A 22,094-nucleotide genomic window follows, 5' to 3' on the forward strand; every position below is an offset into this window, starting at 1 on the left:
TCACCTTCCGAGCAGGGTGGTACGGGCGGCGTGGACCAGACGGGCCCCTCGGCGCGGCGGACGGGGGGCGGCGCGCTCCTGCCACCAGCGGGTCAGCCTCCGGCGGGTCGCGTCGTCGGCCGGGCGGCCGGTGGCGAGCAGCTGCTCGGCGAAGCCGAGCGCGTCGCGGCGGTAACCGCCGGACATCGGCCGGTTCCTGGCGTACGCGAGGAACGCGTTCCGGTAACCCTCGCCGAGGATCTCGGGCAGCTCCGGTGCGACCTTGGCGACGACGTCGGCCCGCTTCGCGGCCAGGGCGCGGCTCTGCACCCCGAGGCGCCGGTGGTCGAAGCCGTCCGGGGCGGGGGTGCCGGCCACGAGCGAGGAGAGCAGTGCGGTCTGGGCCACGGCGGTCCGGTCACGGGCCCCGGCCGCGCGGGCGGCCGGCTCCGGGGGCCGGGAGGGCCGCTGCCGGCCGGTCCCCGGAGCGGTGGCCGCAGCGGCCAGGGTGGAGCGGATCGCGGTCAGTTCACCGGCCAGCTCGCCGGCCGGCGGGAAGTCGTCGTCGCGCTCCAGCAGGACCCCGGGCGGGTCCACGCGGGATCGCAGCTCGCCCAGCACGTCCAGGACGGGGCGGGTCACGGGGTGGGCGTGCGTGTCGTGCCAGACGCCGTCCTTCTCGACGCCGCCCGCCACATGGACGTACGCGATGGCCTCCACCGGCAGTTCGTCGAGCGCCGTCGCGGGGTCCTCGCCTCGGTTCACGTGGTTGGTGTGCAGGTTGGCGACGTCGATCAGCAGCCGTACGCCGGTGCGCTCGACCAGCTCCGCGAGGAACTGGCCCTCGGTCAGCTCCTCGTCGGGCCAGGAGATCAGGGCGGCGATGTTCTCCAGGGCCAGCGGGACGGGCAGCGAGTCCTGCGCGATCCGCACGTTCTCGCAGAGCGCCTCCAGGGCGTCCCAGGTCCTCGGCACCGGCAGCAGATGGCCCGCCTCCAGGACCGGCGACGCGGTGAGCGGTCCTCCGGCGCGCACGAACGCGATGTGCTCGGTCACCAGAGGGGTGCCCAGCAGCTCGGCGCGTGCGGCGAGGCCGGCGAGACGGCCGGGATCCGGGCGGTCGGCCCCGCCCAGGCCCAGCGAGACCCCGTGCGGGACGACCGTGACCCCGCGCTCCCGCAGGCGTACGAGGGACTCGGGGAGGTGGTCCGCGCAGAGGTTCTCCGCGACCGCCTCGACCCAGTCGATCCCCGGCAGCGCCTCGACAACGTCCGCGATCTCCGGCCGCCATCCGATGCCGATCCCCAGCTTCATGGTGTCCCCTCCCCGTCCTGTGCAGGGGTCATGACCCCGTCGTGCGGCGGTGAATCCGGAAGGGGGGACGTTCAGAGCTGAATTTGAGGTTCCCGGACAGGACCGAAGTGCTCCGTTATCTGATCGTGATGCTCCTTGCGGACTCATCGGCACCCCACCGACCTGCGGAAACGCGGAGTGACACAGATATGCCGACGAGCCGGACACTCCGGATTAATTCCACGGTCTGTTGACGGAGATCAACAGGCCTTCGCATGCTGATCGACATGCCGTCCAAGGACGGCCGCACACGCCCGGCGGAGTGTACGGGCCGGCACCGTACGACCGCCGCGCCGCGCATCCCGTAGCGCCGACGCGGGCGTGGACCGCCGCCCGGTTCCGCCTCCACCGGCGGGTACGTCCGGCGGAGAAGCCGGACTCGATCCCACCGAAACCGGCCCAGGACCGGGCCGGACGATCCGCCGTGCCCGCCGACGGTCCCCGTGGACCGGCACGGCGTCCTGGACGAACGAAGGAGAACGCAACCGATATGACCAGCACCGAGAACAGGCCGCACCTCGGCCGGCGGTCCCTGCTGGCCCGTGCCGCCGGAGTGGGAGCGGCGGCCGCGCTGCCCGTGGCCGCCGCGCCGGCGACGCAGGCCTCGGCCACCCCGGCTCCGGACCCCGCCGCCGCGGCCGCGGGGAAGCGGCGGTACCCGGCGAACTGGCCCGATCCCGAGCCCTACGGCCTCGCGGACACCCGGCAGGACCTGTGGCCCCGTGAGGACAACTCGTTCGTCCTGCCGCTGGAGCTGCGCCCCCGCGACAAGGAGCGCGGAGTGGTGTGGATGCGGGACACCTACGTCAACTGCTTCGTCGTCGACGGCCGTCCGCTCTACGTCGCCACGGGCACCACCCGCGTGCCCGGCCTCGAAGCGGCCGGCCCGTGGAACGACGGCATCTTCGTCTGGACGGCCCGCTCCCTCAAGGGGCCCTGGAAGCTGGCCGACACGACAGAGATCCGCCCCGGCGCGGAGAGGGGCAAGGTCTGGTCGCCGGAGTTCACCGACGAGAACCGGCCCGGGCGCACGGTCGTCGCCCCGTGGCAGGAGTACTGGTACGACGAGGAGTTCGGCAAGCGCGGCCAGGCGTGGGCCCCGGAGCTGCATCTCTTCCGGGGGAAGTGGTACATCGTCGCGTGCATGGGGGACCACTCCGAGAAGGTGGGCTCGTTCATGCTCGTGAGCGAGGGCGGGGTCGAGGGCCCGTACCGGCTCGTCGAGGGCAACCTCGAGAAGCCCTTCGGCGAGTCGTTCATCGGAGGGCCGAGCTTCATAAAGCCCGGCGCCTACCACCACATCGACGGCAGCCTCTACAGCGAGGGCGACGACGCCTGGCTCGTGCTGCACAACAACCTGTACGCGAAGTTCCGCGACGACATGGAGGACATCGTCCCGGCGACGGACCTCCCCGCGTTCCGGCAGACCCCCTACACGCCCGAGCCGTATCTCGAAGGCGCGTACGTGTTCAAGTACGGGGGGACGTACTTCCTCCTCCACGCCGCCTGGGACCGGACGTCGGTCGAGGCCGACGGCACCGCACGCCAGGCCTACGACCCGGGCGGCACGGGCCGTGTGCAGTACCAGTACGACGCGGTCGCCGCCGTCTCGGACACCTTCGAGGGCCCGTACTCCGAGCGCTGGACGGTCGGTGTCGGAGCCGGGCACAACAACTTCTTCGAGGATTCGCGCGGCGACCTGTGGGCGACGTTCTTCCGCAACCCGAACTTCGGCCACTGGTCCAACCCGTCACGGCTCGCCGACGCGGCCGTGCCCGGTGTCGTGCGGGTGGAGTGGACGGGCTCGAAGGGCAACCGCCTGTACGTCCAGCGCCGCGACCGTGACTGACGCACCCTACGGCTGACGCACCCTACGGCTGACGCACCCTACGGCTGACGCACCCTACGGCTGACGCACCCTACGGCTGACGCACCCTACGGCTGAGGCAGCGGAGCCATCGTCGGTGGCACCGGGCGGGAGGTGAACGACTGGTCACCGCTCGGCGTCACCGGCACCGGGACCTGCGGGACACCCGCACCCGAGGACACGGGAGGCCCCGAGGGGCTGGCCGTCGAAGCGCCGGCCGCTTCGCGCGCCAGGCCGTCGAAGTCGACGAAGCCGGTGCGCTCCAGCATCGTGATGTGGTCGAGCACGGTCTGGTTGGCGTCGGACGCCAGCTGCCGGATCAGCGAGTTGCGCGTGGTGTGCCGGACCTGCGCGATCAGGGCGAACACCTTGCCGTGCGCGGCGCGCAGCAGGTTGGCGAACTTCTGCTCGTACTCCTGGCCACTCGCGGCGGTGAGCTCCCTGAGCCATCCCTGCTGCTGCTCGGTCGGCTGGTTCGGGAGCTCCACCCCGAGCTTGGCGGCCACGTCGCGGGCCCGACGGTCCAGGTCCGTGTGGCCGACCACCAGGTGATCGCCGGCGAGCTTCACCCCCTCGCTCGGCGCGCGCTCGATGGCCTGCTGCCCCGCGGGCAGTTCCCACAGTCCGGCGAGACGCACCTTGACCAGGAAGTCCCGGTCGGTCGCGGAGAGCGGGCCCCACTGGGTCGCGACGCTGGAGGCGTTCAGATTGGCCTCGCCCGTGCCGGAGCGGTCGGCGTACGACCACACGGGAAAGGCGAGCGCGCCGAGCGTGGCGACCAGCGCGGCGATGATGAGGGCCGTTCCGTTGATGCGTCGCAGCAAGATGTCTCCCGGGCCGGTGCGTGACAGCTCGAATCAACCGCCAACTGACTCGGCGTTCAACCTACTTGGCGGTAATGCCGGTGTGGCAGTACGGGGAGATACGTATATCGGCGCAGGGATGTTCAGCCGGGTGGACAGAACGCTGGGTACGCCGGTCGGCCCGGCGGGTCAGCGGCGCAGGGCCGGGTGGTCGGCGACGACCGTGCAGGACCCCGGTGCGATCTCGGTGAATCCGGCGTCCCGCACCACCGGCAGCCCGCCGGCGGTGAGTTCGCGCCAGCGGGCGGCGTCGGGGGTGGCGACGGAGAGCGGGAACCCCGCCTCGCGCCATGCCTTGCGCTCGGTGTCCGACAGCTCCCACCAGGCGAGCTGGGCCCCGTGGCCCGCCTGGGCCATGGCCTTGCCCGCCGACATGCCGACGTCCGGACTCATCCACAGCACCGGACCGGCCGGATCGGGTGCGGCCGGAGGCTCCGGGTCGTCCAGGTCGGTGCCCGACACCTGGAGCTTGGCCAGCTCCTTGGGCCAGCCGTCCAGGGGCACCGGGGGGAAGACCCGGACCTCGGCGTGCTCGCCCGTGACCGTGATCCCGGGCAGCGCGGAGGCCTTGCGCCACTCCGCGCCGCGCGCCCGCCGCACCACCTTGCGGATCCGGGCGTCCTGCCAGTCGCGCATGACCTGCGCCCACTCGCCCTCCGCCCCGCCCTCGTCCTCACCGAGCGACCGGGGGTCCGACAGAATCGTGAGCACCGCGCGGGCCGCGGTCACCAGGGCGTCGTTGCGCGCCGGGGGGTCGGTCTTCTCGAGGTGCACCACCAGCGGCAGGACGAACTGCGGGGCCTCGTCACGGGCCGTCGGTTCCGTACGGAACGGGCTGTCGGCGGAGGCCTCCGGCGCGGCGGGAAGGGGTTCAGGAATGCTGTCGCTGCTCACGCGTCCAGTCTGCCAGGCCCCTCCGACAACGTGTTCTTGGCGGAACAGAGGCCTCCGGGTGAGGATGCCCGCTATGAAGAGCGACCTCTTTTCCAGCGAGCACATGGCGCAGCAGGCCACCGCCCCCGGCATGACCCTGCAGAACGCCAAGTCCGTCAAGTACGCCGTCAACGGTGAGATGCACGCACGTCAGGGATCCATGATCGCCTTCCGTGGCAATCTCCAGTTCGAGCGCAAGGGCCAGGGCATCGGTGGCATGCTCAAGCGGGCCGTGACCGGCGAGGGGCTGGCCCTGATGGCGGTCACCGGCCAGGGAGAGGCCTGGTTCGCCCACGAGGCGGCCAACTGTTTCATCGTGGAGATGGAGCAGGGTGACGTCCTGACCGTCAACGGCCGCAACGTCCTCTGTTTCGACGCCAGTCTGTCCTACGAGATAAAGACCGTGAAGGGCGCCGGAATGACCGGCGGCGGCCTCTTCAACAGCGTCTTCAGCGGATACGGCAAGCTCGGCCTGATCTGCGACGGCACCCCCATCGTGATCCCCGTCACCGCGCAGCAGCCGGTGTACGTCGACACGGACGCGGTCGTCGGCTGGAGCGCCCAGCTCTCCACCTCCCTGCACCGCTCGCAGAGTGTCGGCTCCATGGTGCGCGGCGGGTCCGGCGAGGCGGTCCAGCTGATGCTCCAGGGCGAGGGATTCGTGATCGTACGCCCGAGTGAGCTCAAGCCGGAGAAGTCGTCCTCTTGATCCTTCGAGGAGTCGGCCGCCGGTACGGCCTGCGCGGCCCCTGGGTGCTGCGCGGGCTCGATCTGGAGCTGCCCGCGCGCACCCTGCTCCGGATCGAGGGCGCCAACGGTGTCGGCAAGTCGACTCTGCTGAGGCTGCTCGCCGGCGTCGACGCGCCGACCGAGGGGCGGCTCACGGACCGGCCGCGCACGGCGTACGTCCCCGAACGCTTCCCCGCGGCGCTCCCGTTCACCGCGGCCGGCTACCTCGTCCACATGGGCCGCGTCCACGGGCTCCCCACCGCCGAGGCCGCCGTGAGGGCCCAGGAGTGGCTGGCGCGCTTCGGGGCCGCCGGGCACGCCCGTACACCTCTCGCGGAACTCTCCAAGGGGACCAGCCAGAAGGTCGCCGTCGCCCAGGCGCTCCTCGCCGAACCGGACCTCCTCGTCCTGGACGAGGCCTGGACCGGGCTCGACGCCGCGGCCCGCGGCGAACTGGACCGCGCCGTCGCCGAGCGGGTCGCCGAGGGCGCCACGGTGGTGTTCGTCGACCACGACCCGCGGCGGCTCGCCGGAGCGGCCGGCCTCGCGTACCGGCTGGAGGGCCGCACGCTCACCCCGGCGGCGGATTCGCCCGGTGATACCGGCCCGCGCGTCCGGATCGAGGCGACGGGCCGCCCGTCCGCCGCCCTCCCGCCAGGGCTGCCGGGCGCACCCGTGGTGGAACGGGACGCCGGGAGCCCGGGCGCGGTCCGGCTCACGACGACCGCGGCACACTCGGACACCGTGCTCCACGCCCTCCTCACGGCCCGTCCGGCGTGGCACGTCACGGGGCTCTCACAGCTCCCCGCACCGGTGCCGGCCCCCGGACCCCTCGCCACGGACGGGGCGGCCGTGGATCCGATGCCCCGTCCGGCTCCCGGCCCGGGGCCCGCGGGCACGGCCGCTCCCGTGCCGGAGCGCCCGGGGCCCGCGGGCACCGCCGCTCCCGTGCCGGAGACGGCCTCCCGCCCGGCCCGTGCGGTCCGATCACCGGTGGGTGCCACGACCGCCGTGATCCGCTACCAGGCCGCGACCCTGGCACGCTCCCAGCGGTGGCTCGCGCCCCTCCTCCTGTACACGGCGGTCCTCGGCATCGGCGTACGGGCGGGACAGCCCCTGCTGGACTCGCTCGGCTACGCCGCCGCGGCGCTGCTCCCCGCGGCCGCCTGGTTCGTGCGGCTCTGCGTCACCCAGGAGCCGCTCGCCGCCCGGACGGTCACCGCCTCCGCCGTAGGGCCGTCGCGCGCCCACCTCGCCTCGCTGCTCACCGGCCTGGGGTGTGCGCTCGCCCTGGGCGCCGTGGGTGCGGGGATCGTCCTGCTGATCAGCGAACCGGTCAGCACCGACCACACCGTCGCCGTCCCGCTCCTGCCCGCCGCGCTCGCCGGACTGCTCGCGGCCTGGTGCTCCGCGCTGCTGGGAGCGGCGGTCGGGGCGCTCTGCGCCCGGCCGGTCCTGCACCGGCACGGATGGTCGCTCGCCGCCACCGTGTCCGGCGCGCTGCTCGCCCTCGTGACCGACGGCTCACCCGCGAAGGCCGCGGTGACGGGCCTGGTCTCCGGTTCGCTCACCGGCACGGTGCGGGTTCCGCTCCTGCCCCTGGCGGGGGCCTTCGCCATCGCCGTCGCGGTGGCCGTACCGACGTCCCGGATCGCCGCTCTGCGCGAGTGAGTACGCTCGGGCGTATGGACGATGCGTACTGCGAGACGCCCGCGCCGGACCCCGCACCCGTGGGCGCGGGCCCGCCGTACGCCGAGTGCGTGCTGTGCCGGAAGCCGACCGAACACCCGGAGTCGACGAAGGGCGCCACCCTCTGCCCGGTCTGCGCGTGGCAGGAGGCGGGGCGCACCGCCTGTTCCGGCTGACGCGCGGGTGGGACTGCTCAGCCGCGCATCAGCTCGGAGACCTTGACGAAGCGGAAGCCGCGCTCGCGCAGCTCCGGGACGATCCGGCGTACGGCGTCGTCGGTGACGGGCGCCGCGCTGCGGGTGCAGTGCATGACCACCAGGGACCCCGGCTCCACCCCGTCCAGCACCTGCTCGGCCACCGCGTCCGCGTCCGTGGCGAAGGCGTCACCGCTGACCACGTCCCACTGCACCGCGGTCACACCGGTGCCCGCCAGAGCTTTCAGCGACGCGTCGTCGTAGCAGCCGCCGGGGAAGCGGAAGTACGGCACGACGTTGCGCGCCCCGGTCTTCCGGATCGCTGTGAAGGCCCGCTCCACATCGCTCCGCATGTCCGCCTTCGCTACGGCCGGAAGGCCGTAGCAGGGGGAGGAGAAGGCGTAGTGGCTGAACGAGTGGTTGGCGATCTCGAACAGGGGGTCGGTGCCGATCGAGCGGGCCTGGGCCGGATACTCCTGCGCCCACCTGCCGGTCATGAAGACCGTCGAGGGGACCTTCAGCCGGCGCAGCGACGCGATCAGCCCGGGATTGTCGAAGCGCTCGCCGTCAGCGGCACGCGGCCCCTGATCCGCCGTCATGTCGGCGTCGAAGGTGAGGGCCACGACCTTGTCGGTCCCGCCCGCCTTGCTCCCGGAGCCCTTGCCGGCCCCGCCCGCCCGTCGTTCGAAGACCGGCGTGAGGCCACCGGGGCCGGGGGCCAGGACGGGCGGCTCGCTCTCCGGAACCCGCGACGAGGATGTGGGCCCCGTCGCGGGTTCCGCCGCCGGTGAAGGAGAGGCCGTCGGGAGCGCGGCGGTCGTGGCGCGGGTCGCCCCGGAGCTTCCGCAGCCGGTGAGCACGCCACCCACCACAGTCAGCACGATCATCGTACGAACGGATTTGATCATCGAAGGACGCTAGCCGTGGTCCGGCAGATCGTGCTCGCGGCGCTCCGGCCGCCGGCCGGCCGGGCAGCCGGATCACCCGACTGCCCGTACCCCCGTCAGCGCCAGGGGCCCGTCACCGCGAACGTCGTCCCCGGCGTGTAGCAGTTCACGAACATCGTCCCGCCGTCCGGTGAGAACGTGACGCCCGCGAACTCGCCCCACTCCGGCTCCTCGGCCGTCCCGATGTTCTGCCGGCCCCGCGCCATCGGGTAGACCTCACCGCGCCGCGTCACCCCGAGCACGTGCTGTGCGCCGCCCCCGTCCTCACAGACCATCAGTCCGCCCCCTGCGGCGAGGCAGATGTTGTCGGGGGACTCGCCGGGCAGCTGGATGTCGGTGTCCGGGCCGAAGACGATCACGAGGGTGAGCCTCCGCCGCTTCGGCTCGTACCGCCACACCTGGCCGAAGTGGTCGGCGGCCGACCCCTCCGAGCTGTGCGCGAAGCTGGAGACGAAGTACACCGAGGAACCGCCCCAGTAACAGCCCTCCAGCTTCTGGGCGTGCGTGATGCCCTTCGGCCCGAAGTCCTGCAGCCGGATCGGCGTCTGGGCCGCCTGCGGGTCGGGTACGGGGACCCACTCGATCCGGTCGAAGCTCGCACCCGTCTCCTGGATCGCCGAGAGGTCGGGCACGCCGGGCACCCGCATGGCCTCCAGCGCGCCGCCCGCCCGCAGGGAGCCCGTGCCGCCGAGCGGTTTCTCGGGGAGGAAGCGGTAGAAGAGCCCGAACGGCCTCTCGAAGGCGTCCTCCGTCTCGTACACGATGCCGTTCTTCGGGTCGACCGCGATGGCCTCGTGCTGGAAGCGCCCCATCGCGGTCAGCGGTACGGCCCCGGTGCGGCGCGGATCGGCGCCGTCCACCTCGAAGATGAACCCGTGGTCCTTGGTGTAACCGTTGGTGCCGGCCCTGTCCTCGGTCTCCTCGCACGTCAGCCAGGTGTTCCAGGGGGTGGGCCCGCCGGCGCAGTTGACGGCCGTGCCCGCGATGGCGACGCGCTCGCCGCGTACGTTGCCGCGGCCGTCGAGTTCGAGGGACGTGCAGCCGCCCTTGCCCATCGGGTCGTAGGTGAGGCCCTCGACCGTGGGGACGCCGATCTTTCCGGTGTTGCGGTTCTCGTGGTTGCGCACGAGGTGGACGCGGCCGTTGCGGCCCGCGAAGGCGGCCATGCCGTCGTGGTTGCTGGGAACCTGGCCCTCGCCGGAGCGGAGCTGGTCGCCCTCCCGGGAGAGCACCCGGTAGCGGAAACCTTTCGGCAGATCGAGCAGGCCGTCGGGGTCCGGCAGGAGGGGGCCGTAACCGCTGTGCCCCCTGGCTTCGGCGGTGCCGGAGAAGAGCTCGGTGAAGGCCCCGGTGAAGGCGACCGAGGCCGCGGTCGCGGCGCTGCCGGCCAGGACCTGTCGTCGTGTTGCGAGGTGTCGGGATGCGGATGACATGAGGCAACTCCCTGTTGGCGGACAGGTGAAGTGACCCGCATGTGTGTACCACGTGCCGTGGCGCGCGGGAACCATGCGGGCCACGATGCCGCCTGTGCCCCCGGGGCGGACGAGGCCCCGGGGACGGGTGGTTCTCAGGCCAGCGACGCGGTGAGCGTGATGGTGGTGCCCGAGAGCGCCTGGCTGACCGGGCAGTTCGCCTTGGCGTCCTCGGCGGCCTTCACGAAGCCCGCCTCGTCCAGACCCGGGACCTCGCCCTCCACCGTGAGGTGGATGCCGGTGATACCGGTGCCGGGCTGGAAGGTGACCTCGGCCTGGGTGTTCAGCCGGGTGGGCGGGGTGCCCGCCGTGGCCAGACCGTTGGACAGGGCCATCGAGAAGCAGCTGGAGTGCGCGGCGGCGATGAGCTCCTCGGGGCTGGTCTTGCCGTTCGCCTTCTCCGCGCGGGACGGCCAGGAGACCGGGTACGCCCCGATCCCCGAGGAGTCGAGGGTGACAACGCCGTTGCCCTCGAGCAGGTTGCCTTCCCAGACCGTGTGCGCCTGACGCGTGGTAGCCATGCTGGATCCCTTCAAACGGTGTGCGCGGTTGGTACGGGCGTACGCGGCACCCGGAGGCACTCGTACGCCCTGCAACCCCCGAACCTACTGCGCCACCAGTCCCTTTGCGTCACGCGCCAGTGCCGTCAGCCGCGAGATGGCCCGGAAGTACTTCTTCCGGTACCCGCCGTTCAGCATCTCGTCGCTGAACAGCCGGTCGAAGGGGAGACCGGAGGCGAGCACCGGGACCTCGCGGTCGTACAGCCGGTCCGCGAGGACGACCAGGCGCAGCGCCGTCGACTGGTCGGGCACCGGCTGCACATCGGTGAGGCAGACCGCCGTGACCCCGTCCGTCAGCGCGCCGTACCGGCTCGGATGCACCCGGGCGAGGTGGTCGAGCAGGGCGGGGAAGTCGTCGAGCGAGGCCCCCGGAGTCGCGTACGCGGCCCTGGTGACCTGGTCGTCGGAGTACGGCGGCGGCGCCTCGGGCAGCCCTCGGTGGCGGTAGTCCTCGCCGTCGATCCGCAGCGGCCGGAAGTGCGAGGACAGCCCCTGGATCTCGCGGAGGAAGTCGGCCGCCGCGAAGCGGCCCTCGCCGAGCTTGCCGGGCAGTGTGTTCGAGGTCGCGGCCAGTGCGACACCCGCCTCGACGAGCCTGCTGAGCAGGGAGGACACCAGGACCGTGTCGCCCGGGTCGTCCAGTTCGAATTCGTCGATGCAGAGCAGCCGGTGGCCGCTCAGGGTCCGGACGGTCTGCTGGAAACCCAGCGCGCCGACCAGGTTCGTCAGCTCGACGAAGGTGCCGAACGCCTTGAGCGAGGGGTCGGCCGGGGTGGCGTGCCAGAGGGAGGCCAGCAGGTGGGTCTTGCCGACGCCGTAGCCGCCGTCGAGGTAGACACCCCGAGGCCCGCTGGGCTCGGCGGCCTTCCTGCCGAACCACCTGCGCTTGCCGGTGCCCGTCGCATGCGCCCCGCCGAGCCCCGCCGCGAACGAGCTGAGGACCTCGACCGCCTCGGTCTGGCTCGGCTGGTTCGGGTCGGGTACATACGTATCGAAACGCACCGAGTCGAAGCGCGGCGGCGGCACCATCTCCGCGACCAGACGGTCGGCGGGGACGCGCGGCTCGAGGGCGCACAGGGACTGCGGGGCCGTTTCGGCTATGGGGCTCTGCCCCGGCACGGCTTTGGAGGACGACACAACTCTCCACCTTAAGGGCCGTGCCAGACTGCTGGGCATGCGACGCCTGCTCCCTGTGACGGACCTGACAACCCCGCCCGCCGCCACTGCGGCCGCCGACCGCGAGTGGACGCTCGACGAGCTGGCGGACGCCTACGCCTATCCCGACGGCGGGCGTCCCTGGCTCCGGGCCAACATGGTCTCCACCCTGGACGGCGCCGCCCAGCACGACGGCCGCTCCCAGGGCATCTCCTGCCCCACCGACATGCGGATCTTCGGCACCCTGCGAGGCCTTGCCGACGTGGTCGTCGTCGGCGCCGAGACGGTGCGTCTGGAGGGCTACCGGCCGGCGCGCGCACGCGAGGCCTTCGCCGCCCGGCGCGAGGCGGCGGGCCAGGGCCCCGCCCCGGCCGTCGCGGTCGTCAGCGCGAGCCTGGACCTGGACTTCTCGCTGCCGCTCTTCGTGTCGCCGCTGGTCCCGACCTTGGTGGTCACCGGGGCGACGGCGCCCTCGGACCGGGTCCGGGCCGCCCGGGAGGCGGGGGCCGAGGTGCTGTTCGCCGGGGACGGCGCCGCCGTCGACCCGGCGCGTGCGGTCGCCGCACTGGGCCGGCGGGGCTTCAGCCGGCTCCTCACCGAAGGCGGGCCGCGTCTGCTCGGCCAGTTCGTGGCGGCAGGGGTGCTGGACGAGCTCTGCCTGACCCTGTCCCCGCTGCTGACAGCCGGAGACGCGCAGCGCATCGCGGGCGGTCCCGCCGTCACCGTGCCGGAACGTTTCTCCCTCCTCTCGCTCCTGGAGGAGGCAGGATTCCTCTTCACTCGGTACGGGAAGATCTGACACTTAGCGGAATTACCCGTTCCGGTTAGCTCCGGGTGGGCACACTTAGTCCTGCTACCCCGTGCAATTGCGGGGAAGGATGGTTTCAGCAACAGCGGCCGTCCCTGCGGCCGACGAGATGAAGCGGAAGGGCGCCTGTCGTGTTCACAAGCGTTTTGATGATCGAGAAGCCCCTCACCCCCGAGGACGTGGAATTCGTCACGACCCTCCACGGCGAGGAGCGGATCTCGTTCGTCGTGCTGATGCAGCCCCGCAGTGACCAGGCCGATGTGCTGCTGCGCGCGATCGACGACGTGGCGATCGGTGAGCTGCGGGAAGCCGTCCGCGAGGGGGAGCAGCCGGAGGGGAAGGAGGCCAGGGAGCCCGCCGAGATGGCGCTGGAGTTCTCGCTCCGGGAGCTGCGCGAGGCAGGGTCGGAGGCCGTCGGACAGGTGGTCGAGGACCACCCCCTGGACAAACTGAAGACCGTGGTCGACGACTCCGGGGCCGACGAGGTGATCGTCCTGACGGCGCCGCACTACGTCGAGGAGTTCTTCCACCGCGACTGGGCCTCCCGCGCCCGCCACAAGGTCGGCGTACCGGTGCTCAAGCTCTTCGCGCACAGCGAATAGGCTGGGGGCCGACCCAGACCCACCCCACAGCTCGGGAGAGACACGTATGGCACCCGGTATTCCTGCCGCCCTGGAACGGCCGCACTTCATCGGCATCGGCGGCGCCGGAATGTCGGGCATCGCGAAGATCCTCGCCCAGCGCGGCGCGAAGGTGGCGGGCAGCGACGCCAGGGAGTCCGCCACCGCCGAGGCCCTGCGCGCGCTCGGCGCGACCGTCCACATCGGGCACGCCGCCGGCCACCTGGCCGACGACGCGACCTCGGTGGTCGTCTCCAGCGCCATCCGGGCCGACAACCCCGAGCTGGTCCGCGCCGCCGAGCTGGACATCCCCGTCGTCCACCGCTCCGACGCGCTCGCCTCCCTGATGGACGGCCTGCGCGCCATCGCGGTCGCCGGCACGCACGGCAAGACGACCACCACGTCGATGCTCGCCGTCGCACTCTCCGAGCTCGCCCTCGACCCGTCGTACGCCATCGGCGGCGACCTGGAGGGTCCCGGCACCAACGCCACGCACGGCAGCGGCGACATCTTCGTCGCCGAGGCCGACGAGAGCGACCGGAGCTTCCAGAAGTACGCCCCCGAGGTCGCGATCGTCCTCAACGTCGAGCTGGACCACCACGCGAACTACGCCTCGATGGACGAGATCTACGAGTCCTTCGAGACCTTCGTCGGCAAGGTCGTCCCGGGCGGGACCCTGGTCGTCGCCGCCGACCAGCCCGGCGCTGTCGAGCTGACCCGCCGGGTCCGCGAGCTCTCCTCCCTCACCGTCGTCACCTACGGCGAGTCCGAGGGCGCGGACGTACGCGTGCACAAGGTCACCCCGCGTGGTCTGACCAGCGAGGTCACGGTCGTCCTCAACGGCAAGTACCTCACCTTCACGGTCTCCGTCCCGGGCCGCCACTACGCGCACAACGCGGTGGCCGCGCTCGCCGCCGGTGTCGCCCTCGGCATCCCCGCGCACAATCTGGCCTCCGCCATCGGCAAGTACACCGGGGTCAAGCGCCGCCTCCAGCTCAAGGGCGAGGCGGCCGGCGTCCAGGTCATCGACTCGTACGCGCACCACCCCACGGAGATGACCGCCGACCTGGAGGCCATGCGCGGCGCGGTGACCGACGCCCGCCTCCTGGTGGTCTTCCAGCCCCACCTCTTCTCCCGCACCCAGGAGCTCGGCACGGAGATGGGCCAGGCCCTCGCCCTCGCCGACGCCTCGCTGGTCCTGGACATCTACCCGGCCAGGGAGGACCCGGTCCCGGGCGTCACGAGCGCACTGATCATCGACGCCGCGAAGGCCGCGGGCGCCGACGTCACGGCAGTACACGACAAGGCCGCCGTCCCCGCGGCCGTCGCGGGAATGGCGAAGCCCGGCGATCTGGTTCTCACCATGGGAGCGGGCGATGTCACCGACCTCGGCCCGCAGATCCTGGACCACCTGTCGAGCTGAGGGAGCCACCGTGTCGTACGACGTCGAGAAGCCGGACGAGCAATGGCGGGCGGAGCTGACCCCCGCCGAGTACGCGGTGCTGCGCAAGGCCGGCACCGAGCCCGCCTTCGTGGGTGAGTACACCGACACCAGGACGGCAGGCGTCTACTCCTGCCGTGCCTGCGGTGCGGAGCTGTTCCGCTCCGACACCAAATTCGAGTCGCACTGCGGCTGGCCGTCCTTCTACGACCCGAAGGACACCGACGCGGTCGAGCTGCTCCAGGACAACACCCTGGGCATGGCCCGCACCGAGGTGCGCTGCGCCCGCTGCGGCTCGCACCTCGGGCACGTGTTCGAGGGAGAGGGCTATCAGACGCCCACGGACCAGCGTTACTGCATCAACTCGATCTCGCTGACCCTGGCGCCGGACGAGAGCTGAGCGGCCGCACCCCCGGTGCCCCCGGCCCTCGGGCCGGGGGCACCGGTGTGTTCACGTCCTCACGAGCTCGACCGGATCCCGCTGCACAGGGATCTCCCGCCGCAGTCGCTCGCCCTCGATGTCGAGGTCGGGCAGAACCCGGTCGACGGGGCGGGGCAGCCACCACGCGGCGCGTCCCAGAAGGTGCATGACCGCCGGTACGAGCGCCATACGCACGACGAAGGCGTCGACGAGCACGCCGATCGCCAGGGCGAACCCGATGGACTTGATGATCGGGTCGGGCATGAAGACGAATCCGCCGAAGACGGCCGTCATGATCACCGCTGCTGCCGTCACCACGCGTGCGTTGTGGCCGACACCGCTGATGACGGACTCGCGGGCGTCGGCACCGTGGACGAAGTCCTCCCGCATCCGCGAGACGAGGAAGACCTCGTAGTCCATGGCCAGCCCGAAGAGGATGCCGATCAGGAGGATGGGCAGGAAGCTGACCAGCGGCCCGGGCGTGTCGAGGCCGACCAGATCCGCCAGATGGCCTTCCTGGAAGATGGCGACGGTGATCCCGAAGGTGGCGCCGATGGTCAGCAGGAAGCCCAGCGCCGCCTTGAGGGGCACCAGGATCGACCGGAAGACGAGCATCAGCAGCAGGACGGACAGCCCGACCACGAGCAGGAGATAGACCGGCAGCGCGGCGGCGAGCTTCTCGGAGACGTCGATGCCGACCGCGGTGGCGCCGGTCAGTGAGACGGCGGCGCCCCCGACGTCCGCCACCCGGTCACGGATCTCGTTGACGGTGTCCTCGGTCGCGGCGGCGGTGGGACCGGTCTCGGGGATCACGGCCAGGAGGGCGGTGGTGCCCTTCTCGTTCATCTGCGGGGCGGCGACGGCCAGTACCCCGTCGGTGTCCGTGATGAGCGCGGCGGTCTCCTTGGCCGCCGTACCGGTCGCCTGGGCGGTGTCGCCCGACACGACGGCGACCAGCCGGCCGTTGAAGCCCTCGCCGAACCCTTCGGTCGTCAGGTCGTACGCCTCGCGGTTGGGCGATCCGACCGCCTCGGTGCTCGCGTCGGGCAGCGCCAGACGCATGTCCTGCACGGGCAGGGCGAGAGCGCCGAGTCCGACCACCCCGAGGATGAGGACGGGCACACGCAGCCGTGCCACGATCCGGCCCCAGCGGAAGCCGAAGCCGGTCTCAACCTCGACGCGGGCCGGGTCGGGTGTCCGGTCCTGGGTCCGCTGCTTGCGGGGCAGTACACGGGCGCCCGCGAAGCCGAGGACGGCCGGCAGCAGTGTGAGGGACACCAGCACCGCGAGAGCGACCGTGGCCGCGGCGGCCAGGCCCATGACCGTCAGGAAGGGCACACCGGCGACTGCGAGCCCCGCGAGCGCGATGACGACGGTGGCACCCGCGAACACGACGGCCGAACCGGCGGTCCCGGCCGCCCGGCCTGCCGCTTCCTCCCCGTCCATGCCCTCCGAGAGGTAGTGGCGGTAACGGGAGGTGATGAACAGGGCGTAGTCGATGCCGACCGCCAGGCCCAGCATGAGCGCGAGGATGGGCGCGGTGCTGGTCAGCTCCACGGTGCTGCTGAGGGCGAAGAGCCCCGCCATGCCGGCCGCCACGCCGACCAGGGCGTTCAGCAGGGTCATGCCCGCGGCCACCAGGGAGCCGAAGGTGAGGACCAGGACGAGGGCGGCGACGCCGACACCGATGATCTCGGTCGAACCGATCTCCGGTACGCCCCGCATGATCTCGCCGCCGTGTTCGACCCGCAGACCGGAGACGGACGCGCCCGCCTCGGTGAACGCCTCCCGCTGCGCGTCCGTGATGCCGTCGGCACCCGACTCGAACTGCACCTGGATCAGGGCGTAGCGGCCGTCCTGCGAGACGGCCTTGGACACGAAGGGGTCGACGGCCGCGAGGACGCCGGGCACCTCGGCGGCCTCATCGGTCACAGGAGCGACAGCCGTGGGCGTGAGCTTCCCGCCCTCGGGTGCGGCGACGACTATGGTCCCCGTCGCGCCGCCCGCCTGCGGGAACTCCCGGGCGAGCGAGTCCAGGGCCTTCTGGGACTCGGTGCCGGGGATCGAGAACTTGCTGGTGGTGGGCCCGCTGAAGGCCGCGGCGCCCCCACCGAGCAGGGCGAGCAGCAGGAGCCAGAGGGCGAGGACACGCCCTCGGCGCCGGAAGGACAGCCGGCCGAGCCGGTACAGCAGTATTGCCATGCGAAGGAGGCGTCTTTCTCTTCGGTCTGGACGGCTTCTGTCAGCTCCGGCCGGTCGGATGCCCGAGGGTTCTCAGTGCTCCCTGGACCAGTTCGGCACGCATCGTGCCGGGTTCGACATCCACGCCGGCCGCGACCGTGACAGCCACGCCGCCGATCACCATCTGCGCCGTCACGCGCGCACGGGGCTCGTCCGAACGGCCGGCCAGCGCGGCCGCGAGCTGGTCGACGGCCCGGGGGATGACGGCCAGCACGGGATGGCCGAGCATGTCGGGCAGCTCGGCGAAGATGATCTTTATTTCGAGGTGGAAGCGCATGGCGAGGCCGACGTAGCCCGTGATGGCGGATTCGACGGCCTGACCGCCGGTCAGCGTGGCCAGCTCCTCGCCCATGGAGGAGAGCCCCTCGGCCGGAGGGGTCAGCAGTTCGGTGAGGATCGCGTCCTTGCCGGCGAAGTGGTACAGCAGGGACGCCTTGGAGCAGTGCGCCTCGACTGCGATGTCGTGCAGCGAGGTTCCCTTGAAGCCGTGCTCGGCGAAGAGACGCAGTGCGGAGTCGAGAATCTGACGACGCATCGCGGAAGGCGGACGTGGCATGAGGCCACCGTAGCTGACCGATCGGTCAGAGCTGACCGATCGGTCAGGCGTTCCGGGTGACGCACGCCACATCCGCCGCGGGGGAGGGGGCGCTACTTCTCCGGCCGGCTCCGGCCGACGAGCTCTCCGTCGCGCGCCACGACCACTCCGCCGTGCACGACCATGTCCCGCCGGGGCATGTCCACGACGACCTGAGGCAGGCACTCGCCCCGCAGCAGGACGAAGTCGGCCGGGGCCCCGGGCCGGAGGTCCGCGTGCGCGAGGCCCATGACGTCCGCGCCCCCATGGGTCGCGACGCGGTAACAGTCCGCCAGCTCCTCGTCCAGGCGCACGTCCGTGACCCATCCGAGCAGATGGGCGCGGTGCAGCATGTCGGCGTTGCCGAAGGGGCTCCAGGAGTCGCGTACGCCGTCGGAACCGAGCCCGACCCGCACGCCGTGCTCGCGCAGCCGTGCGATCGGCAGCACCAGGGAGTCGGACGGCGCCACCGTGGTGAGCGCGATGTCCAGATCACCCAGTTCGGCGGCGAGGGAGCCGAGTTCACCGTCCGCCAGCCCGGGCAGGCAGAAGACGTGGCTCACGGTGACCTTGCCGGTGAGGGACAGTGCGCGCGTCCGGTCGATGATGCCGCGCAGCGCCTCGATCCCCTGCGCTCCCCGGTCGTGCAGGTGGATGTCCACGCCGATGCCGTGACGGTCGGCGATACCGAAGACGAGGTCGAGCTGCTCGTCCAGGGCCTGGTCGAAACCGCCGGGGTCGATGCCGCCGATCAGGTCGACGGCGCCGGTGCGTGCCGCTTCCTCCAGCAGCTCCGCCGTGCCCGGAGTGCGGATGACACCGTGCTGCGGGAAGGCCACGATCTGGACGTCCAGGGCGTGCCGGAGCCGCTCGCGGGCCTCCGACAGACCCTCGACCCCGGCCAGGTCGTAGGCCGGGGCCACGTCGGCGTGGGCGCGCATCGCCCGCGTGCCGCGCGTGACGGCGTGGGCCATCAGGCCGTACGCCCGTTCCGCGACGGGCCGGCGCTGACTGTGGAACAGGTCCACGTCCTGGGCGACGTAGTCCGCGATACCGCTCGCCGGCCGGCGCGACACCCAGGATCCGCCCCAGGTGGTCTTGTCGGGGTGGATGTGCGCGTCCACGAGGGACGGCAGAGCGATCCGGCCGCCACCGTCGACGACCTTCGCGCCGCGAGGTGCCGGGCCCCGTGAGACGCGGCCGTCGACGACCACGAGGTCCGTGGTCTCCGGAGCCCCGCGCAGGCGTACGTCGCGGAAGACGACGGTCCTGCTGTCGTCCGGTGCGGCACCGGACGCGGCTGCTCCGGCCGGGGCGGCGTCGGCGCGGGCGGCCGGGGCCACCACGGCCGCGGTCGTCGTGGCCGTGGTGCCGGCGAGTGCGGCGGCACCGGCCAGCACCGTGCGACGGGAGAAGGTGCCGGGAGCGGGCGATGACGGCTGCATGGGGACTCCTACTGCGGGTCGGCGCGGCGAGGGTGCGGGGGAGGGGCGGGGGCCCGGACGGGTCAGAGTGCGACGCCCGCCCGGATCACCCGCACCGGCTTCGTGAGGACGGAGACGTCGGCCAGAGGGTCGCCGTCCACGAGGATCGCGTCGCCCGCGTAACCGCGCGCGAGACGGCCCACCGTGCGTTCCAGCCCGAGGAGGCGGGCCGCGCCCGTCGTGGCGGTGCGGATCGCGTCGAGGGCGGGCAGTCCGGCCGCACGCATCAGCTCCACCTCTCGGCCGATGGGCCGCACCGTGCCGCCGGACGAGTCCGTCCCGGCGGCGAGCGGCACGCCGAGTTCGTGCGCGGCGAGGACCGCCCGTTCCAGGACGGGGAGGTAGGTGCGCCCCCGCTCGGCGAGGACCGGGTCCGTGGACTGTGCCAGGCCGGCGATGGCGGTGAGGGTCGGCGTGAAGTACGTACCCCTGCGGAGCATCTCGTCCAGAGTGCGCTCCCCGACGAACGCGCCGTGTTCCAGGGAGCGGATGCCGGCGGTGACGGCGTCGTGGCAGCCCTGCTCGCTGTAGCTGTGGCAGAGGACGCCCTTGCCCCGTCGCCGTGCCGCGGTGACGACCTCCGAGAGCTGCTCGTGCGAGTACACCTGGGTGAGCGGGTCCTGTTCGGGCAGCCCGGCGCGCTCGTTGACCCGCGTCTTGATCACGTCCGCACCACGCGCGATGTTCACCTCCACCACGCGGCGCAGGGCCTCGGCCGAGCGGACACCGTCCTTGAGCCGGGCGAGCGGGGTGAGGTCCGGGTCGGCGAGCACGGTCTCACCGAGGTCCGGGGTGACGAAGACGCCCGCCGCGGTCAGCCGGGGCGCGAGGTCGGGGCTGTGCCGGGCCAGTTCGCGGACGGCGATGTCCTGGTAGAACGACGTCGACCCGCTGCGTGCGCTGGTCGCCCCCTGGCGGACGGCGTCACGGGCCTCGGCGGCCGTGCTCAGGTGGATGTGCGCGTCGACCAGGCCCGGCAGGACCCAGCGCCCGTGCGCGTCCAGGACGTCGGCGTCGCCCGGTATACCGACACTGCCGCGTGGTCCGGCCGCGCGCACCGTCCCGTCGCGGATGACGACGACGGCGTTCTCGGTGACCTCGCCGGTCGCCGGGTCGAGGAGGGTGCCGCCCCGGATGACGAGGCTGCCGCCTCGCACCGCGCCGCCGGAGGCGCCCCGGTCCGCGGGAGCGGCCACCGCCGGAGCCGCCGCGGCCACGGTCCCGGCGAGGGCGGCGGCACCGGCGAGAACTCCGCGGCGGGTCAGCTTGCCTGAGGGTGGGGGGAGGGCTTCGACGCACATGAGAGCTCCTTGGGGGGAGTGGGCCGATGGCTACAGAATTTGTATACCAAGCATCGGACGACGGGCAAGGATCATGTCGTCGAACAGCCGTAATGCGGGATTTGAGGCCATCACCCCCGGCATGGCGCACGTGTGAGATCGGCTTGGTATACAAGCCGCAGGCCTACAGGCCCTTGCCGGGTATCAGGCGTCGCCGAACAGCGAGCGAAGGGCGACGGCTCGGCTGTCACGTACATGCAGGAGCGTGCAGGCCGCAGCGGCCTCCACGTCGCCGGCGGAGATGTGCCGGAACATCTCCGCGTGCTGGGCCCGCATGTGGGCGGGCTCCTCGCGCATGCCGAACAGCAGCCGGAGCTGCCAGCTCAGCTGCTCCATGGTGCGTGCCAGCAGGGGGTTGCCCGACATCGCCACGACACCCTCGTGGAAGGCGGTGTGGGCGGCCACCTCGCGTGTCCCCTCGTCCGACGCGGCGGCCGACTCCGCTTGGCGGAGGGTGGATTCGAGAACGGCCAGCCCTCCGCTCCGGCCCCCCGCCACCGCACGGGCCGCGAGCCGCGACGCCTGGACGGCCAGGGGCTCCCAGACCTCGTACAGGTGCTCGACATCGGAGTATTCGAGGCGGCGCACGCGGACGCCGCTGTGGGGGAGCAGCTCCAGCAGACCTTCCGCGACCAGCGCGCGAAGTGCCTCGCGTACGGGCACGCGGGACATGCTGAGCTCCTCGGCGACCTCCCGCTCGACGAGGCGGGCGCCCTGCGCGTACCGCCGGTCGACGATGCGCTGCAGGACGGCTTCACGCGCCCTCGCGCTGAGCGAGGCCGGCACCGGCGCCCCCGGCGCACGTGAACCGCTGTCGCTTCCGTCCGCCACCTGTTCCGCCTTGAACCTAGTCCTCGTCGGACCCGGACCCGGACCCGGACCCGGACCCGGACTCCGCGGCCGCCTCGGCCCGCAGCAAGGGGTGCACCACCCCGGGGAACACCCTGGCCCGTACGACCTCCTCGGCCGCACCGCCCTGCACCACGGTCTCGGCCACGCCCCACGGGCGCCCCGCCAGGTGGACGGTGAGCGTGTACGACGACGAGCAGCCCATGCACTCGTAGCGGTCCGCCCAGACCTCGACGTCCGTGACACTGCCCGGGTAACGCTTCACATGCCGGTGCCGGGCATGGCAGTGATCGCACGTCTCGCCCGGCTCACACGTACCGCCGCACGGGCACGGCACGTCCAGCGACTCCGCGGGCTGCCACCGCTGGACGAGCCGGGCTTCGCCGGTGGCGCCCATGTCCTTCATCGCCTTGAGATTCCGCGCGGCGACGTTGTACGACTCGCCGGTCGCGGCCATCCGGTCCCGGATGACGTCCTTGCGTCCGCGGTTCGTCGTCATGCCGTCTCCTCCTGGGGTGTCACGCAGCCCGCCAGGAGGCACACGAGATCAGAACGTCCCACGGTACCCGCCGCCG

The 22,094-nt window shown here is 72.2% G+C and carries 21 protein-coding genes; 8 read left to right on the forward strand and 13 right to left on the reverse strand.

Features of this window, described 5'->3' with window-relative positions:
* A complete protein-coding gene (locus ACIQM3_RS27315; protein ID WP_401628530.1) occupies positions 1-1,293 on the reverse strand; it encodes a DUF692 domain-containing protein in 1,293 nt (430 codons plus the stop codon).
* Between the two features lie 529 nt (positions 1,294-1,822).
* On the opposite strand from ACIQM3_RS27315, the gene ACIQM3_RS27320 reads away from it, so the two are divergent.
* Positions 1,823-3,181, forward strand: a complete 1,359-nt coding sequence (locus ACIQM3_RS27320; protein ID WP_401628533.1) for a family 43 glycosylhydrolase — start codon at positions 1,823-1,825, stop codon at positions 3,179-3,181.
* 86 nt (positions 3,182-3,267) lie between these two features.
* On the opposite strand, the gene ACIQM3_RS27325 is transcribed toward ACIQM3_RS27320, so the two are convergent.
* Together ACIQM3_RS27325 and ACIQM3_RS27330 are read right to left on the reverse strand one after the other, a co-directional pair.
* Positions 3,268-4,020, reverse strand: a complete 753-nt coding sequence (locus ACIQM3_RS27325) for a DUF4142 domain-containing protein (RefSeq protein WP_401629766.1) — start codon at positions 4,018-4,020, stop codon at positions 3,268-3,270.
* A 171-nt stretch (positions 4,021-4,191) separates the two neighbouring features.
* Positions 4,192-4,956, reverse strand: a complete 765-nt coding sequence (locus ACIQM3_RS27330; RefSeq protein WP_401628536.1) for a peptidyl-tRNA hydrolase — start codon at positions 4,954-4,956, stop codon at positions 4,192-4,194.
* Positions 4,957-5,029: 73 nt separating this feature from the next.
* Here ACIQM3_RS27330 and ACIQM3_RS27335 point away from each other — a divergent pair, with 73 nt between their 5' ends.
* From ACIQM3_RS27335 to ACIQM3_RS27345, 3 genes are read left to right on the forward strand one after another with little or no spacing between them, the layout of a single operon-like run.
* A complete protein-coding gene (locus ACIQM3_RS27335) occupies positions 5,030-5,704 on the forward strand; it encodes an AIM24 family protein (protein WP_401628538.1) in 675 nt (224 codons plus the stop codon).
* Entirely contained in the window at positions 5,701-7,395 is a 1,695-nt protein-coding gene (locus tag ACIQM3_RS27340) for an ATP-binding cassette domain-containing protein (protein WP_401628541.1), read from the forward strand. The genes ACIQM3_RS27335 and ACIQM3_RS27340 overlap by 4 nt, the downstream gene beginning before the upstream one ends.
* A gap of 14 nt (positions 7,396-7,409) precedes the next feature.
* Positions 7,410-7,589, forward strand: a complete 180-nt coding sequence (locus ACIQM3_RS27345) for a hypothetical protein (RefSeq protein ID WP_401628543.1) — start codon at positions 7,410-7,412, stop codon at positions 7,587-7,589.
* Between the two features lie 17 nt (positions 7,590-7,606).
* On the opposite strand, the gene ACIQM3_RS27350 is transcribed toward ACIQM3_RS27345, so the two are convergent.
* The 4 genes from ACIQM3_RS27350 to zapE form a co-directional block, all read right to left on the reverse strand.
* Positions 7,607-8,515, reverse strand: a complete 909-nt coding sequence (locus tag ACIQM3_RS27350) for a polysaccharide deacetylase family protein (RefSeq protein WP_401628546.1) — start codon at positions 8,513-8,515, stop codon at positions 7,607-7,609.
* A 95-nt stretch (positions 8,516-8,610) separates the two neighbouring features.
* Positions 8,611-9,987: an alkaline phosphatase PhoX gene (locus tag ACIQM3_RS27355; protein ID WP_401628549.1), complete on the reverse strand. Its 1,377-nt coding sequence runs from the start codon at positions 9,985-9,987 to the stop codon at positions 8,611-8,613.
* 134 nt (positions 9,988-10,121) lie between these two features.
* On the reverse strand, positions 10,122-10,547 hold the full coding sequence (locus ACIQM3_RS27360) for an OsmC family protein (RefSeq protein ID WP_362936546.1): 426 nt from the start codon (positions 10,545-10,547) through the stop codon (positions 10,122-10,124).
* A gap of 84 nt (positions 10,548-10,631) precedes the next feature.
* A complete protein-coding gene (gene zapE / locus ACIQM3_RS27365; protein ID WP_401628551.1) occupies positions 10,632-11,723 on the reverse strand; it encodes a cell division protein ZapE in 1,092 nt (363 codons plus the stop codon).
* Positions 11,724-11,760: 37 nt separating this feature from the next.
* Between zapE and ACIQM3_RS27370 the strand changes: the two genes are divergently transcribed.
* The 4 genes from ACIQM3_RS27370 to msrB all read left to right on the forward strand — a co-directional run bounded on the left by ACIQM3_RS27370 (position 11,761) and on the right by msrB (position 15,010).
* Positions 11,761-12,540: a pyrimidine reductase family protein gene (locus ACIQM3_RS27370; RefSeq protein ID WP_401628554.1), complete on the forward strand. Its 780-nt coding sequence runs from the start codon at positions 11,761-11,763 to the stop codon at positions 12,538-12,540.
* Between the two features lie 158 nt (positions 12,541-12,698).
* Positions 12,699-13,151: an indole-3-glycerol phosphate synthase gene (locus ACIQM3_RS27375; protein WP_362936555.1), complete on the forward strand. Its 453-nt coding sequence runs from the start codon at positions 12,699-12,701 to the stop codon at positions 13,149-13,151.
* Between the two features lie 46 nt (positions 13,152-13,197).
* On the forward strand, positions 13,198-14,592 hold the full coding sequence (gene murC / locus ACIQM3_RS27380) for a UDP-N-acetylmuramate--L-alanine ligase (RefSeq protein ID WP_401628557.1): 1,395 nt from the start codon (positions 13,198-13,200) through the stop codon (positions 14,590-14,592).
* 10 nt (positions 14,593-14,602) lie between these two features.
* Positions 14,603-15,010 carry a peptide-methionine (R)-S-oxide reductase MsrB gene (msrB, locus tag ACIQM3_RS27385; protein ID WP_401628559.1) on the forward strand — a complete coding sequence of 136 codons (408 nt, stop codon included), beginning with the start codon at positions 14,603-14,605 and terminating at the stop codon, positions 15,008-15,010.
* Positions 15,011-15,061: 51 nt separating this feature from the next.
* On the opposite strand, the gene ACIQM3_RS27390 is transcribed toward msrB, so the two are convergent.
* The 6 genes from ACIQM3_RS27390 to ACIQM3_RS27415 form a co-directional block, all read right to left on the reverse strand.
* Positions 15,062-17,233: an MMPL family transporter gene (locus ACIQM3_RS27390; RefSeq protein ID WP_401628561.1), complete on the reverse strand. Its 2,172-nt coding sequence runs from the start codon at positions 17,231-17,233 to the stop codon at positions 15,062-15,064.
* A gap of 40 nt (positions 17,234-17,273) precedes the next feature.
* Entirely contained in the window at positions 17,274-17,828 is a 555-nt protein-coding gene (locus tag ACIQM3_RS27395; protein WP_401628564.1) for a TetR/AcrR family transcriptional regulator, read from the reverse strand.
* Positions 17,829-17,920: 92 nt separating this feature from the next.
* Positions 17,921-19,291: an amidohydrolase family protein gene (locus tag ACIQM3_RS27400; protein WP_401628567.1), complete on the reverse strand. Its 1,371-nt coding sequence runs from the start codon at positions 19,289-19,291 to the stop codon at positions 17,921-17,923.
* Between the two features lie 62 nt (positions 19,292-19,353).
* Positions 19,354-20,631 carry an amidohydrolase family protein gene (locus ACIQM3_RS27405; RefSeq protein WP_401628570.1) on the reverse strand — a complete coding sequence of 426 codons (1,278 nt, stop codon included), beginning with the start codon at positions 20,629-20,631 and terminating at the stop codon, positions 19,354-19,356.
* Between the two features lie 183 nt (positions 20,632-20,814).
* Positions 20,815-21,501 (reverse strand): GntR family transcriptional regulator, encoded by a 687-nt coding sequence (locus tag ACIQM3_RS27410; RefSeq protein WP_401628573.1) that lies wholly within the window; start codon positions 21,499-21,501, stop codon positions 20,815-20,817.
* Between the two features lie 16 nt (positions 21,502-21,517).
* Complete coding sequence (locus ACIQM3_RS27415; protein WP_401628576.1) at positions 21,518-22,018, reverse strand: hypothetical protein; 501 nt, start codon at positions 22,016-22,018, stop codon at positions 21,518-21,520.
* Between the last annotated feature and the right edge of the window lie 76 nt (positions 22,019-22,094).

This window comes from Streptomyces sp. NPDC091271, assembly GCF_044757505.1.
GTDB lineage: Bacteria > Actinomycetota > Actinomycetes > Streptomycetales > Streptomycetaceae > Streptomyces.